At 60.2% G+C, this 14910-nt stretch carries 12 protein-coding genes; 5 read left to right on the forward strand and 7 right to left on the reverse strand.

The genetic code is table 11. The features are described from left to right. Positions 1–7: 7 nt before the first annotated feature. Positions 8–913 (reverse strand): L-threonate dehydrogenase, encoded by a 906-nt coding sequence (gene ltnD / locus VD17_RS19445; protein ID WP_046055218.1) that lies wholly within the window; start codon positions 911–913, stop codon positions 8–10. Between the two features lie 615 nt (positions 914–1528). Here ltnD and VD17_RS19450 point away from each other — a divergent pair. After that, positions 1529–2176, forward strand: coding sequence for an MliC family protein (locus tag VD17_RS19450; protein ID WP_046055256.1), 648 nt, complete (start codon positions 1529–1531; stop codon positions 2174–2176). A gap of 87 nt (positions 2177–2263) precedes the next feature. Here VD17_RS19450 and VD17_RS19455 read toward each other — a convergent pair whose 3' ends face one another. The 6 genes from VD17_RS19455 to VD17_RS19480 form a co-directional block, all read right to left on the reverse strand. Continuing rightward, a complete protein-coding gene (locus VD17_RS19455) occupies positions 2264–3448 on the reverse strand; it encodes a patatin-like phospholipase family protein (RefSeq protein ID WP_046055219.1) in 1185 nt (394 codons plus the stop codon). A gap of 47 nt (positions 3449–3495) precedes the next feature. Further along, positions 3496–3960: a MaoC family dehydratase gene (locus tag VD17_RS19460; protein ID WP_046055220.1), complete on the reverse strand. Its 465-nt coding sequence runs from the start codon at positions 3958–3960 to the stop codon at positions 3496–3498. A 13-nt stretch (positions 3961–3973) separates the two neighbouring features. Next, positions 3974–4705, reverse strand: a complete 732-nt coding sequence (locus tag VD17_RS19465; protein ID WP_046055221.1) for a hypothetical protein — start codon at positions 4703–4705, stop codon at positions 3974–3976. A gap of 66 nt (positions 4706–4771) precedes the next feature. Continuing rightward, positions 4772–5872, reverse strand: coding sequence for an AI-2E family transporter (locus VD17_RS19470; protein ID WP_046055222.1), 1101 nt, complete (start codon positions 5870–5872; stop codon positions 4772–4774). Between the two features lie 309 nt (positions 5873–6181). Next, positions 6182–6817, reverse strand: a complete 636-nt coding sequence (locus VD17_RS19475) for a response regulator transcription factor (protein WP_046055223.1) — start codon at positions 6815–6817, stop codon at positions 6182–6184. A 4-nt stretch (positions 6818–6821) separates the two neighbouring features. After that, the gene (locus VD17_RS19480) at positions 6822–9098 is read right to left on the reverse strand and encodes a PAS domain-containing sensor histidine kinase (RefSeq protein WP_046055224.1); all 2277 of its coding nucleotides are present in this window, start codon (positions 9096–9098) and stop codon (positions 6822–6824) included. Positions 9099–9328: 230 nt separating this feature from the next. On the opposite strand from VD17_RS19480, the gene VD17_RS19485 reads away from it, so the two are divergent. The 4 genes from VD17_RS19485 to VD17_RS19500 all read left to right on the forward strand — a co-directional run bounded on the left by VD17_RS19485 (position 9329) and on the right by VD17_RS19500 (position 14898). Continuing rightward, entirely contained in the window at positions 9329–10951 is a 1623-nt protein-coding gene (locus VD17_RS19485) for an acyl-CoA synthetase (protein WP_046055225.1), read from the forward strand. Positions 10952–11064: 113 nt separating this feature from the next. After that, positions 11065–11391, forward strand: a complete 327-nt coding sequence (locus VD17_RS19490; protein ID WP_008146418.1) for a DUF485 domain-containing protein — start codon at positions 11065–11067, stop codon at positions 11389–11391. After that, on the forward strand, positions 11391–13061 hold the full coding sequence (locus tag VD17_RS19495) for a cation acetate symporter (protein WP_046055226.1): 1671 nt from the start codon (positions 11391–11393) through the stop codon (positions 13059–13061). The genes VD17_RS19490 and VD17_RS19495 overlap by 1 nt, the downstream gene beginning before the upstream one ends. A 64-nt stretch (positions 13062–13125) precedes the next feature. Next, positions 13126–14898: an acyl-CoA dehydrogenase C-terminal domain-containing protein gene (locus tag VD17_RS19500; RefSeq protein WP_046055227.1), complete on the forward strand. Its 1773-nt coding sequence runs from the start codon at positions 13126–13128 to the stop codon at positions 14896–14898. The last annotated feature ends 12 nt before the right edge of the window (positions 14899–14910 follow it).

A 14910-nucleotide genomic window follows, 5' to 3' on the forward strand; every position in this document is an offset into this window, starting at 1 on the left:
GTGTTCCTCAAACGGACTCAGTCTTGGCAGTCGGCAATTCGATGCCCGGGAAAATCTTGATCACCGCCGAGTCGTCCTCACGGCCAAAGCCGGCACTGGATGCCTGCATGAACATCTGGTGAGCGGTGGCCGACAGCGGCAGCGGGAATTTGCTGGCCCGAGCGGTATCCAGCACAAGGCCCAGGTCCTTGACGAAAATATCCACCGCGGACAACGGCGTGTAGTCAGCCTTGAGAATGTGCGGCACGCGGTTTTCGAACATCCAGGAATTACCAGCGCTATGGGTGATCACCTCATACAGCGCATCGGCATCGACCCCTTCACGCAGGCCCAGCGCCATGGCTTCGGCAGAGGCGGCAATATGCACCCCGGCGAGCAGCTGGTTGATGATTTTGACCTTCGAACCCAGGCCATGAACGTCACCCAGGCGATAAACCTTGCCGGCCATGCCCGCCAGGATCGACTCAGCCTTGGTATAGGCGTCGGCCGGCCCCGAGGTCATCATGGTCATCTCGCCAGCGGCCGCCTTGGCGGCGCCACCGGAAATCGGTGCATCCAGATACAGCAGGCCCAAAGCGGCCAGGCGCTGGCCCAGATCCACCGCGTACGTCGGGGCGACGGTGGCGCAGCCGATCACCATACTGCCCGGACGCAGTGCGGCCACGGCACCACCCTCACCAAACAGTACGGTTTCGGTCTGCTCGGCGTTGACCACCACGGTCACTATCACGTCGCACTCAGCGGCCATGTGCGACGGCGAAGTGCACGCCACGCCGCCCTCCCCGGCAAACTGTTCAGTCACCGCAGCCCGCACATCACAGGCATGCACATTGAAACCGCTGCGCAACAACGAGCGAGCGATGCCCAGGCCCATCGCGCCCAGACCGACAACACCGACATTCTTGTTATTCATGGGGTACTCCAGAGGAAAGCAGCGACTGCTTGCGCGCCTGCAAGGCGCAGACATTGGCCGCGTTGTAGAGAGGGCTGCGGTAGACAGGATCAGCGCCGAGCGGATAAACCCGCTGAGGGGCACTGTCGGGATCTCATCGAACATCAAGGCAATCCTGTTTTTGTCGTGTTATCAGGTTGTCATACCGGCTGGTGAAGATCATCTACCAATGATCAGATTATGTGAAGTATTTTTTCAATCTAACATTTTTTAACATACCCTGCGGATCCTCGGTAAACCCATACGTGCGATGTAGCAGCTGTCGAGCTTGCGAGGCTGCGTTCGGCTGCGCAGCAGTCGTAAATCCGACGAGCGCGGCCTACCTGATTCACCGAGAGCACTGATTTCACGACTGCTGCGCAGCCGAACGCAGCCTCGCAAGCTCGACAGCTGCTACAGAGCCGGACGCAGGCTTCGCCAGCTGCTACAAGACATGCGTTTCTGCGCCCGGCGGTGTGGCAAGTTTTGAGCACTGACTTACACTGCGATACACCCAATGCGAACGAATGAATGTTCAACAGATCGATAGGTTCCATGGCAAACCGGGGATCACGTCATGATCTGGGTGAAGCCAACATGAAAACGGTCACGGCCCTTTTCACCTGTCTGCTCGCTGCCAGCGTTTGCGCGGCGACGAGCACCTGCGCAAATGCGGCGTCGTTCAAGACCAGCTTCGACTGCGCCACGGCAAGGGCATCCGTCGAAAAGCTTATCTGTCGCGATCGGCAACTGGCACAGATGGATATTGAATTGACGCGTCTTTATCGCCTGGCGCTCACGGATGAACGTTCAGTACCGCGGCCAGACAAAGTCTTGATCGACCAGCAGTTCTGGATCGACTCCCGTAATCAGTGCGCGTCCACGCCTGACCTCAAGGCGTGCACGATCCGAAGTTATGCCGAGCGCGCGCACCAGCTACGTCAAGGCTCGGCCATTGTGAGAACCAAGGATCCAGACAGGCTGACCGAAGGCCCATTGGCTTTTCGCTGTACAGGGTTTAACGCACTGATTGCCGCCACCTTCTTCAACACGCAGCCGGGTGTCGTGTACCTGAAATGGGCGAACACCTCGATCACCCTGAACCAGGTGCCGAGTGATACGGGAACCCAATACACGGGCAAGGATTCCCAGGGGAACTACCGCTTCTGGCAAGACGGCAACGGGGTGATTTTCCAAAAGCCAGGTTCAGGGGCGATGAGTTGTACGGCCGAGCCGGTCAGCTGATTTCTCTGGGGCAGTGACACTTTTGCAGCTGCTACAGATCGTGTTATGGCTTAACTGACTGGCAATAGGCAGAGCGCCGGCCCACGCTCACGTATTCGGCGATTTATGCCACGGATACCCTTTCGCGCTGAGTTGAAAGGCGTAATCGAATAAGCGCTTCATGTACTCGCCATCGAATTTATGCGCGCGAGAAGTATCAAAATCGGAGCCGATGTACGCCAGATTGAAGTCCGCGCCATCCTGCTGAGCAATTCGGTAAATGCGATCCAGATCGCTGATCCCCTGAGTCTGGATCAATGCGCTGATGGCGCGACCGCCGATGCTCAAGGTGCGGCGCTTGGTTCCGGACCACTGCAACTCCAGCTTGCCGTTGCGAATGACATAGAAATGCCGTTCATCACGCAAACGCGCCCCGGTCACACGGTTCAGCGCCATCACCGTGCCGGGTGGGTAAAGGAACACCTGAGTCAGGACGCCTCCGTCCACGTGCATTTCCTGAAACTGTTCGCCGTCAACCTCCACATCGATCATGACGGGTGAGACGGCGCCGGGAATACTCATCGACGCGATCATGATGTTGCGAAACAGGTCGAGCGCGTCCGGTGCCTGGCTGGAGGCGATAGCACCCATGTTCCAGGTGACCGGGCGTCCAGAGTCAAGGTCGGTGGTGCCGATCATCAGCAGACGTCCTTTGGCGTATTGCGACGCGATCGCCGCAAGAACCTCGGCCGTGATGTGCTGTGCAATGAGCCGCGACAGTGGCTTGCTGTGCGCAATACCGTCACTGGCAAGACGGGTCAGCACATTGCGCGCATGGAAAATGTCTTTTGGACCGACTGCGTTGCAGATACCCAGAATGACACCGTCGTACTGGGGCCCCAGGTAGGCGAACGGGGCGACCAGGGCGCCAGCGCTAATGCCGGTGACGACTTTGAACACCGGTCGAGACCCATGCAGGGTCCATCCCGCAATGATGCCCCCCGCGAATGTGCCTGCGTCGCCGCCCCCCGAAACGGCCAACATGCTTGCCAGCGGCAGGGTGTCATTGGGCAGCCCTGCGCTGGCGAGCGCCTCGGCTTCTCTAAGGTTGGCCTGACTCACATCCCGAATGAACGGCGTCAGATCCTGGTCCAGCCAGTAGCGAGCATTGGGAATGCCGGGGATGAGCGCTTTTTCGGTTAACGTTGGCGGCACCGCATCTCGGCGTTGCAGGCACGCTTGACGCAACATGTTCAGCGTTGAGGCGCTAGGCCTGAGCAGGAATGTTTTCAAAACGCCTCCTCCGGCCTCTGTAATTGACAAAGAACACGCCTGCCTTCTCAATCAGCCGCCGGTCTTCTGAAGACCAGCAGTTTGCCGGTGGCTCGCTGCACGACCTTGTCATTCTGATTGAGTGTTTCCATGAACAGGGTCACCACCCCCCGATCTGGTTTGGAGCTGGACGGTTCGATGGCCTGCACGGTGCATTGCAGACGTAACAGGTCATCCGGGTAGGTCGGCGTCGGCCAGCTCAACTCGATGCTCAGGCCGATGATCCCGTCTGCCAATGGCACGCTTTCCACCAGCAGCTTCATGGTCAAGGCTGCGGTGTTCCAGCCACTGGCTGCCAGACCACGGAACAGGCTCAGCTCGGCGGCTTCAGGATCGAGGTGAAACGGTTGCGGGTCGAACTCCTGAGCGAAGGCCAGCATCGACGCTCGATGGACACGCAGGCTGTCGCTTTCGAACGGCTGACCCAGGCTCAGGTCATCGAGGTAGAGTTTTTCCCAGGAATGGATGGTCATGATTCAACCCTCTCTAGGCGTAGCTGATGTCGCTGAGGTCGATAGCCACCAACAAGGCATCCTTGTCTGGCTGACCGTCCGCCCCGCGCCGATAGGCTCGCCGTTTGCCGGGCATGCGCAGCCCGTCTGCTTCAACGTAGTCATGGACATACTGCGTAGCAGGCAGGCCACCACTCACGTCCACGTTGTAGTCGTGTCGACGAAGCAGGAAGTCCTCGTCGAAGTAGAATTCCTGCACCGCGCAGTGAGTGGCGATGCTCTGGGGAAAGGTCACCTGTAGTCGTCGCCAGCGCTGTGTCCCCTCTTGCCAGGGCTCGACTTCCTCGGCCAGGACACCTGGCAAGGTGAACAGGAAAGGCATGGTCAGGTAGGACCAGAGCGCGTAACCGTTGAAGTACGCTCGCTGAAGTGGGTCCCATGGGGTTGTTTCCCCGTGACCGCGAAAGGATTCCCGGGGCGCTGATCGCTCGGCAATCACCTGGCCAGTGGTGGTTTCGATGGCGATGCGGTCCGGCGTGTAGGCCGTTCGTTGATCAGGCCCACCGAATGGCATCACCGAAGCGCGCTGTTCATGCAGCCAAACGCTCATCTGGCGGGGTGCGCTGTCTTGCGTCAGCCCTTTCATGCCCCACAGCGAGCCGCCGGTCACGAGCGTGGCGCGAACTTTACTGAAGTGGTTCCAGCGTTCCAGACCACCATGGGCGATCAGCACCTGGTCCAGTAGTTGATGATTCTGTGCAGTCATGGTGGCAGCCCTGCTCGTCAGAGCGAATGGCCTGAACACCTTTCATGCTAGCGCAAGCCCGGGCAGTCATAACGTCGGCGGGACGTCCGGTCTGTTCGGCGGCGGATCCTCCACCCATTGCCAGAACAACTGATAGCCGACCGCAAGCACCACCGGGCCGATGAACAGACCGAGGATGCCACTGGTGACCATGCCGCCCAGGGCACCGATCAACACCACCGGCATCGGCACATCGACACCACGCCCGAGCAGCAAGGGCTTGAGTACGTTATCCACCAGGCCGGCAACGAACACATAAATGGCGAAGACGATGGTCGCCGTGCTGGCCCCCTCGGTGGCGAACACATAGGCAATCACGGGAACCGTAATCAGCGTCGCGGGCAATTGCATGATGCCGAGCAGCAGCACCGCCAAGGCAAGCAGGCCTGCACCGGGGACACCCTTGAGTACGAATCCGATGCCCACCAGCAGCATCTGGATGAAAGCGATGCCAACCACCCCCAGCGCGACCGCACGGATCGTTGCGGTACACAGTGCGGCGATTTTCGGCCCCTTGCCCGGATCGCTGATGCGTGAAGCGATCTGTACCGCACTGCGCCTGCCGCTCTCGCCATAGGCCATGAAGATGCCGGCGATGATCAATGCAAAGATAAAGGTGAGGAAGCCCATGCCGACGCCGGCCAGTTTGCCGAGGAAACTCACGCTGAAATGTTTTATCTGCGGCAGGTACTTCGCTGTCAGGTCGGGAAGATCGGTTGAGGCCTGCAGCCATATGGCAGAGAGACGCTTGCCCACTAACGGCCAGTCAGCGACTGAGTCAGCGGGTGGCGGAATATGGAAGTTGCCTTCCTTGACGGTGGTCATGGCATGCGAGACCGAATCGGCAATCGAGGTGACCAACAGATAGATCGGCACCATGAGCACAATGATAGCGATCAGCACAATCAGCGTCGCAATATGGCCGTCTTTCTGACCCAGCGGCCCCTTGAGCCGCACTTGTAATGGATAAAGGGTGATCGCCAGGATCACCGACCACAGCATGAGGTCACGGAACGGGCTGAAGATCTCAAAGCAGAACAGCACCAGTACGGCAATCAACCCGGCACGGATCAAAACATCGAGCAGACTGCGAGTGAACGCCTTCTCGGAACTGGATGTGGGCACCATTGCGGCCTCCTTGCAGATCGCTGCAGAGGAATGAGATCGGTTAGCCCAGCATAGACGTTCAATGGAGAACGCGAGAATGGCGGTGCTGGATAAGTGTCTGGCTCAGGATCCACCCCTCACCCTAACCCTCTCCCCAAAGGGTAGAGGGGACTGACCGAGTTGTTCTTAGAGTTACATCGACCTGAAATATCAAGGTGAACGCAGGCTTTGAAAAGCGTGGAGATCGGCTCCCTTTCCCCCTCTCCCCTATGGGGAGAGGGCTGGGGTGAGGGGTGGATTCATCTGACACCCCTGTTACCCCTGCGCAAATCACCGCAGCTTCAGCGGATCAACCAGTTCAGCGGCGATGGCCATGCCCACCAGGTCCGGCAAGGTATTGGCCTGCATGCGTTTCATCACCCGCGAGCGATACAGGTCGACGGTTTTTGCGCTCACGCCCAGTTGCTCAGCGATTTCACGGGTGGTGTAACCCTGGACCAGCGGCAGCAAGACATCGCGCTCCCGTGGGGTCAGTGTGAGCAAGCGTGCCTGCAAGGCTTCGTGCCCCTGATTGCCCGAGCGGTTTGCCGCGCAGTTACTGAGTGCCTGTTGCACGCTGTCCAGCAGCAATTGCTCGTTATAGGGCTTCTCGATGAAGTCATGGGCGCCTGCCTTGAAGGCGCGAACCACGATCGGAACATCCGCGTGCCCGCTGACGAAAATGATCGGCAGGTTCAGCTCGCGTGTGCGCATTTCTTCCTGCACGTTCAAACCGCCCATGCCGGGCATGCGAACATCGAGCAGCACGCAGGCATCGAGCGTGGCATCACAAGCACTGAGAAACTCCACGCCACTGGTAAACGGCAAGGCCTTGAGCCCTACCGATTCCAATAACCAGACCGTTGAGTCGAGCATGCCTTGATCGTCGTCGACCACATACACCACGTGCTCCGTCACACCTGCCATTACGTTATTCCTGTTGTTGTTTTGTTGGGCCGGCCAGCGGCAAACGGCAGCACATCAGCAGCCCGACAGGTTGGCGCCGGGCCTGCAATTCGCCACCGAAACCTTCAATGATGCTGCGGCTCATGGACAAACCAAGCCCCAGGCCATCGGCCTTGCTGGTATAGAACGGGGTAAATATCTGCTCCAGTTCCGGCTCGCTGACGCCTGGCCCCTGGTCTTGCACACTGATTTCCACGGTTGCACCACTGCCCTGCCCCGCAGCCATCACGATCAGCGACGGTTGCCCCGGATGTTGTTCGCGGTTGGCGTCGATGGCATTGCGCAACAGATTGAGCAGCACCTGCTCCAGCAGCACCCGGTCGGCATAAATCGGCGGCAGATTATCCGGCAGGCGATCCTCGATTGTCACTTGGCAATTGCTCGCTTCCCAGGCACATAAACGCACGGCCTCGCGGGCGACGTCAGTGAAGTTCAGGGCCTGCATCCGGCGTTGTCCCTTGCGCAGAAACGCGCGTAAACGCCTGATCACTTCTGAAGCATGCGTGGCGTGATGGGTAATGCGTTCCAGCCCTTGCGCCACTCGGGCGGCGGCCTGGGGATTTGAATCCAGCGTCTGTAAATAGCGCTGGCTGGCATTGGCGTAATTGACCACCGCCGCCAACGGCTGGTTGATTTCGTGAGCAATGCCCGAAGCCAACTCACCCAGGGTGACCAGCCGCGCGGTGTGGGCCAATTCGTCCTGATGGCGGCGCTGCTGCACTTCACGCAGTTCACGCTCGGTCATGTCCCTCGCCACCAAGGAATAATAGCGCTCGCCGCCGGCCGAACGGTGTGCCAGCAGCACCAGCGATACCGGCACTGAAGTGCCGCCACCCGGTGGCTGCAATCGCGCATCGGTGCTCCAGACACCGTCGCGTTCGGCGCTGCTCCAGCCATCACGCTGCAGACGTGCCAGGTCGGCGCTGGCAAACAATTGCGCCAGGGCTGGCATCGGTTGTTGCTCGTCGATCCCGAGGATGCGCCGCGCCGCTGGATTGAGGTAAGTAACTTGCCCCTCGGGGTCGATGAACAACACCGGATCGGTGTTGGCTTCAACGACTTCCGCCAGGCGCCGCTTGTTCTCTTCGGCTTGCACCCGGGCGGTAATGTCCCGGGACACGCTGACCACTTCAACCACTGCCCCGGTGTAGGTCTCACGAATCGCCCGGCTCGCGGTTTCGAACCACAGGTAATGCCCGTCTCGATGGCGAATGCGATAGGTCATCGTGTGATAACCGTCCTGCTCCAGTGCATCCCGCGCGCGCTGCACCAGACTGGCCAGGTCCTGGCCATGGAACAAACCCTGGGCCATTTGCCCGCGCAACTCTTCCGGCCAGTAGCCGAGCAACGTCCAGGACGCCGGCGAGGCATCAAGAAAGCGTCCGTCCGGGGTGTGTCGGGAAATCAGGTCGGTGGTGTTCTCGATGATCAGCCGGTACAACCGGCGCGCCGTGGCGGCCTCACGCTCGGCCAGCACTTGTGCCGTGGCATCGCGGCAACGGGCGAGCACACGGTTGTCCTGTGGATCGGGGATAAACGTCCAGATCAGGATCTGCGCTTCGAATTGGGCTTCGACCCCGTCGATGGCGCGTTGCTGGTCGAGGCAGGCTCGTACCAGCACCCGGTGATTGACCGGCAGAAAACCCAGCACATCAGTCAGCGGTTTTTCGGCGAGCAGTGCCAACAGCGCGGCATTGAACTCCAGCGGTCGGCCCTGCGCATCGAGCAACAGACTTGGCTGTGGATCGTGACCTAACAGCGGTGAGCCGCGCAGCATGCCGTTAACGCTGCTCAGCAAGGTCGTCAGCAAGTCCTGCACCCACCCCAGCCAATCAAGACTGACGCCCTCGCACACTTCCACCAGCAACAACCCCGGTTGCCCCGGTTGCAAGGCCAGATCAAACACCTGGCCATGGCTGATAGCCGCGCGACGCAGTCGCCCGGACAACCAGCAATCGAGTTGCCGAACTTGCGCCAGATCCAGGCGCCCTGCCTCGACCAGTCGATCAAACAGCAACTGATCGCTGGCCAGCGACGGGTCGCCCAGGCCCGGTGGAAAGTGCTGGGCGGCACCCTCGTGGCTGTAAATCCGCGCATTGGTTTGCCAACTCAAATAAACCGCCCGGCGCACCTCGGGACATTCCTGCAGCGCACGGCACAACGCATCGGCCCGGGCGGCCAGCGACACACCCTCGCGCTGCAGGCGCAACCAGCTGTGCAATCGAACGGGAGTCAGGGTCATCACGGGTCCGCTTCGTTGGGGAAGCCAAGGATATACCGGCCTTGGCGGTGTGACTGTATTGATTTAGACCTGCAAGAATCAAATATAGTACATATCCTATATGACGTAGGTTGTACTTCCATATCGGCAGCTGAATGTTATATAAAGCAAACCGGACATAAAAGGTGCCCTCAGCGGCGACGCTGCAAGGTCACCTATAGAGCTAACAATCAGCCACCGAGTACCCGTACATGTCGATCTATGAACAAGGGCTAAGCCCTGCGGCTGTCAATCATATTGCCTTGTCTCCCCTCAGCTTCATCGAGCGCACCGCCAGCGTTTATCCGGACTACCCCGCTGTCATCCATGGTTCCATTCGCCGCACCTGGGCGCAGACCTACACCCGCTGCCGCCGTCTGGCTTCGGCGCTGGCCGGTCGCGGCATCGGCAAGAACGACACGGTGGCCGTGATGCTGCCCAACATTCCCGAGATGCTTGAAGTGCACTTCGGCGTTCCGATGATTGGTGCGGTGCTCAACCCACTCAACGTGCGTCTGGATGCCGAAGCCATCGCCTTCATGCTGCAACATGGCGAAGCCAAGGTGCTGATTACCGACCGCGAGTTCCATGATGTGATTCACGCTGCCATTGGCATGCTCGATCACCCGCCGCTGGTCATCGACGTTAATGACCCGGAGTACGGCGAAGGCCAGGCGGTCAGCGATCTGGACTATGAAGCGCTGTTGGCCGAAGGCGATCCGGCATTCGCCTGGCAATGGCCGGCGAACGAATGGGACGCCATTTCGCTGAATTACACCTCTGGCACCACCGGCAACCCCAAAGGCGTTGTTTACCACCATCGCGGTGCGTACCTGAACTCGTTGGGCAACCAGATGACCTGGGCCATGGGCAACCATCCGGTCTACCTCTGGACCCTGCCGATGTTCCATTGCAACGGTTGGTGCTACCCGTGGATCATCACCGCCATGGCCGGTGTGCATGTGTTCCTGCGTCGCGTCGATCCACAAAAAATCCTCACGCTGATCCGCGAGCACCAGGTCACCCATCTGTGCGCTGCGCCGATCGTGCTCAATGCCTTGGTCAACATGCCGGAGTCGGCTAAAGCGGCGATCGATCACCCGGTCAACGCGATGGTCGCCGGTGCCGCACCACCGGCCAAAGTGATCGGTGCCGTGGAAGAAATGGGCATCAAGGTCACCCACGTCTATGGCCTGACCGAAACCTATGGCCCGGTGACGCTTTGCGCGTGGCATGCCGAATGGGATGAGTTGCCGCTGGACGAACGGGCGCAAATCAAATCCCGTCAGGGCGTGCGCTACCCGACGCTCGAAGGCGTGATGGTCGGCGACTCGAAGACATTGGAGCCGACCCCTCGGGACGGTCAGACCATCGGTGAGATCTTCATGCGCGGCAACACCGTGATGAAGGGCTACCTGAAGAACCCGACCGCCACGGCCGAAGCGTTCGAAGGCGGCTGGTTCCACACCGGCGACCTGGCGGTGTGTCATCCGAACGGTTACGTCGAGATCAAGGACCGACTCAAGGACATCATCATTTCCGGCGGCGAGAACATTTCCACCATCGAACTGGAAGGTGTGCTCTATCGCCATCCAGCCGTCATGGAAGCGGCCGTCGTCGCCCGCCCTGATGAGAAATGGGGCGAAACGCCCTGCGCCTTTATCACGTTAAAGGCTGATCACCAGGACGTTCGCGAGGCCGACATCATCAGTTTCTGCCGCGAACACCTGGCCGGCTTCAAAGTGCCGCGCACGGTGATCTTCACCCTGTTGCCGAAAACGTCCACCGGCAAAATCCAGAAGTACGTCCTGCGCGACAGGGCCAAAGCGCTCTAACCCGAACCGACGTTGTACCACCCGGCGGCAGGTGTTTTACCTGCCGCTTCGGGCTCGTGCACGCCGAATTCGGCCCCGTTCAAACGCCTATAACAACAAATGTGGAGCCACCCATGATCGACATCCATTCAACCGATACCCAACGCTGTGAACGCATTCGGTCCAACCCGAAATTCCTTCAATTGGTGAGCAGCCGTTCGCGCCTGGCCTGGTCGCTGAGTGCTGCGGTGCTGGGCACTTACTACGCGTTCATGCTGGTGGTGGCGTTTGCCCCGCAGTGGCTGCATGCGCCGCTCGCCGAGCATCGGATGTTGACCCTGGGCATGCCGGTTGGCGCGGCGATCATCATTTTTTCCTGGCTACTGACCGGCTGGTACGTCTACAGCGCTAACACGCGTTTCGATGCACTGGGCGCCGCCATTCTCGAGGAGAGCAAGTAATGACTCTTCTGCGTAAACTTCTCCTCGCCGCTGCCGGGCTGTTGCCGGCCTCCGTTGTGCTGGCTGCACCCGCGCTGGGTGCGGTGGAAAAACAACCGCTCAACCTGCATGCGATCGGCATGTTCTTCGTCTTCGTGCTGGGCACGCTGGCCATCACTTGGTGGGCCGCGCGGCAAACCAAATCCACGTCGGATTTCTACACTGCGGGCGGTGGCATCACCGGGTTCCAGAACGGTCTGGCGATTGCCGGCGACTACATGTCCGCCGCCACGCTGCTGGGGCTGTCCAGCCTGGTGTTTGCCAAGGGCTACGACGGCTTCATCTATACCATCGGCTTCTTCGTCGGCTGGCCGATCATCACCTTCCTGATGGCCGAGCGTTTGCGCAATCTGGGGCGCTACACCTTTGCCGACATCGTGTCCTATCGACTGGACCAGAACAAAGTGCGGATCTTCGCCGCCTTCGGTTCGCTGACGGTGGTGTGCTGCTATCTGATCGTGCAGATGGTCGGTGCCGGTCAGTTGATCAAATTGCTGTTCGGTCTCGACTACCCGGTTGCGGTGGTGATCGTCGGCGCGCTGATGCTGGTGTACGTGATCTTCGGCGGCATGATCGCCACCACCTGGGTGCAGATCATCAAGGCTGTGTTGCTGCTTGCCGGCGGCACGACCCTGGCGGTCATGGCGATGTCGCAATTCGGTTTCAGCTACGAAACCCTGGCCACCAAAGCCGTCGAAGCCCACGCCAGTGGCTGGAACATCATGGGCCCTGGCTCGATGCTTGCCGACCCGATCAACACCGCTTCGATGTCGCTGGGCCTGGTGTTCGGGATTGCCGGTCTGCCGCACATCCTGATGCGCTTCTTCACCGTGCCTAACGCCAAGGAAGCGCGTAAGTCGGTGTTCTACGCCACCGGTTTCATCGGTTTCTTCTTCCTTGTCGTCTGCACCCTGGGCTTTGCCGCGATGGTGATCATCGGCACCGACCCGCAGTACTACGTTAATGGTGAAGTCGGCGGCGCCTTGATTGGCGGCGGCAACATGGTCGCCATGCACCTGGCCAAAGCGGTCGGTGGCAACCTGTTCTTCGGTTTCCTCTCGGCCGTGGCCTTCGCCACCATTCTGGCAGTAGTTTCCGGGCTGGCCCTGGCCGGTGCCTCGGCGATATCCCACGACCTCTACGCCACGGTGTTCAAGAAAGGCAAAGCCAGCCAGAAACAGGAAATGCGCGTGACCCGCATGGCCACTGTCGGCCTTGGCATCATCGCGATTCTGCTGGGCATTCTGTTCGAGAAGATGAACGTCGCGTTCCTGGTGGGCCTGACCTTCGGCATCGCCGCATCGACCAACTTCCCGGTGCTGATCATGGCCATGTACTGGAAAGGCTTGACCACCAAAGGCGCGATCATCGGCGGTTTCGCCGGCCTGATCTGCGCGCTGGTGCTGGTGATCCTGTCGCCAGCCGTCTGGGTCACCGTGCTCGGCCATGCTCACGCGATCTTCCCGTACGACCACCCGGCGCTGTTCTCCATGCCGCTGGCGTTCCTCGTGATCGTCGTGGTGTCGAAACTCGACCGCAGCGTGCGGGCCGACAAAGAGCGTGACGCTTACGCCGACCAGTTCGTTCGCGCCCAGACCGGCCTCGGTGCCGCCAGCGCTTCCAGCCATTGATTGAAAGGGCACGGCCCGCTCAAGCAGCGCCGTGCCCATCGCACAACCTTTTGAGGTTCACGTTATGCCCGAATTCAACGCCCCGCTGCGCGACATGCGCTTTGTCTTGCATGAAGTGTTCGACGCCCCGGCCCTGTGGGCACGCCTGCCCGCCCTGGCCGACAGTGTCGACGCCGCCACCGCTGACGCCATTCTTGAGGAGGCGGCCAAAGTCACCGCGCACCTGATTGCGCCATTGAATCGCAGTGGCGACGAGGAAGGCGCCCAGTGGGTCGATGGCCAGGTCAGCACGCCAATCGGTTTCAAACAGGCTTATGCCACCTACATCGAAGGCGGCTGGGTAGGCCTTTCCGGTAACACCGATTTCGGCGGCATGGGCATGCCGAAGATGCTCGCCGTGCAGTTCGAAGAAATGCTCTACGGCGCCAATTCCAGCTTCGCCCTGTATTCAGCGTTGAGTTCCGGCGCCTGCCTGGCACTGGATGCCCACGCCAGCGACACCCTGAAAAACCTCTACCTGCCGCCTATGTACGAAGGCCGCTGGGCCGGTTCCATGTGCCTGACCGAAGCTCACGCTGGCACCGATCTGGGGATTATCCGCACCCGCGCCGAACCACAGGCCGACGGCAGCTTCAGCATTACCGGCAGCAAGATCTTCATCACCGGTGGCGATCAGGACCTGACCGAAAACATTGTCCATCTGGTGCTGGCGAAACTGCCGGACGCACCGGCGGGACCGAAAGGCATCTCGCTGTTTGTCGTGCCCAAAGTGCGGGTCAATGCTGACGGTTCCCTCGGCGCTGCCAACGCCGTGAGTTGCGGTTCGATCGAACACAAGATGGGCATCAAGGCCTCGGCCACCTGCGTGATGAACTTCGATGGCGCCAGCGGCTGGCTGGTTGGCGAGGCCAACAAAGGCCTGGCGGCGATGTTCACCATGATGAACTACGAGCGCTTGTCCATCGGCATTCAAGGCATTGGCTGCGCCGAAGCGTCCTATCAAAGCGCCGTGGCTTACGCCCGAGAACGTGTGCAGAGCCGCGCGCCGACCGGTGCTGTTGCTCCGGACAAAGTGGCCGACCCGATCATCGTCCATCCTGATGTGCGCCGCATGTTGCTGAGCATGAAAGCCATGACCGAAGGTGGACGAGCGTTCGCCAGTTATGTCGGTCAGCAACTCGATCTGGCGAAGTTTTCCGATGACGCCAACGAACGCGACAGCGCGCAAACGCTGGTCGCGCTGCTCACTCCAGTAGCCAAGGCATTTTTCACCGACACCGGCCTCGAAAGCTGCATCAACGGCCAGCAAGTGTTCGGCGGCCATGGCTACATCCGAGAATGGGGCCAGGAACAATTGGTCCGTGACGTGCGCATCGCGCAGATCTACGAAGGCACCAACGGCATTCAAGCCCTGGACCTGCTCGGACGCAAAGTGCTCGCCGACAAGGGCGTTGCGCTGCGCCAGTTCACCGCTGAAATCCGACATTTCGCCCATCAGCCTGACGCGCCCTACTCCGCTCGACTGTTCGATGCCGTGCAGCGTCTGGAAGACCTGAGCGACTGGCTACAGGATCAGGCCGCGACCAACCGCAACGAAGTCGGCGCCGCGTCGGTGGAGTATTTGCACCTGTTCGGTTACGTCGCCTACGCCTGGCTTTGGGCGCGCATGGCTCAGGTGGCCAAGCAAAAGCTGCACGAAGACGAAGGGTTTTATGGCGCGAAAATCGCCACCGCCGACTTCTATATCCACCGCCTCCTGCCACGCATTCTGAGCCTGGAGCAATCCATCCGCGCGGGCAGTGCCTCGTTGTTTGGCCTGAGCGCCGAACAGTTCTAACGATTGAACCGC

The organism is Pseudomonas fluorescens (assembly GCF_000968015.1).
GTDB lineage: Bacteria > Pseudomonadota > Gammaproteobacteria > Pseudomonadales > Pseudomonadaceae > Aquipseudomonas > Aquipseudomonas fluorescens_W.

Bases quoted from the DNA above. Each gene is read 5' to 3' on its own strand.
- VD17_RS19475 (WP_046055223.1), bottom strand. From the start codon at position 6,817: ATGGCAGGTGTGACGGAGCACGTGGTGTATGTGGTCGACGACGATCAA.
- VD17_RS19495 (WP_046055226.1), top strand. From the start codon at position 11,391: ATGACTCTTCTGCGTAAACTTCTCCTCGCCGCTGCCGGGCTGTTGCCG.
- VD17_RS19470 (WP_046055222.1), bottom strand. From the start codon at position 5,872: ATGGTGCCCACATCCAGTTCCGAGAAGGCGTTCACTCGCAGTCTGCTC.
- ltnD (WP_046055218.1), bottom strand. From the start codon at position 913: ATGAATAACAAGAATGTCGGTGTTGTCGGTCTGGGCGCGATGGGCCTG.
- VD17_RS19450 (WP_046055256.1), top strand. From the start codon at position 1,529: ATGAAAACGGTCACGGCCCTTTTCACCTGTCTGCTCGCTGCCAGCGTT.
- VD17_RS19490 (WP_008146418.1), top strand. From the start codon at position 11,065: ATGATCGACATCCATTCAACCGATACCCAACGCTGTGAACGCATTCGG.
- VD17_RS19465 (WP_046055221.1), bottom strand. From the start codon at position 4,705: ATGACTGCACAGAATCATCAACTACTGGACCAGGTGCTGATCGCCCAT.
- VD17_RS19480 (WP_046055224.1), bottom strand. From the start codon at position 9,098: ATGACCCTGACTCCCGTTCGATTGCACAGCTGGTTGCGCCTGCAGCGC.
- VD17_RS19500 (WP_046055227.1), top strand. From the start codon at position 13,126: ATGCCCGAATTCAACGCCCCGCTGCGCGACATGCGCTTTGTCTTGCAT.
- VD17_RS19485 (WP_046055225.1), top strand. From the start codon at position 9,329: ATGTCGATCTATGAACAAGGGCTAAGCCCTGCGGCTGTCAATCATATT.
- VD17_RS19460 (WP_046055220.1), bottom strand. From the start codon at position 3,960: ATGACCATCCATTCCTGGGAAAAACTCTACCTCGATGACCTGAGCCTG.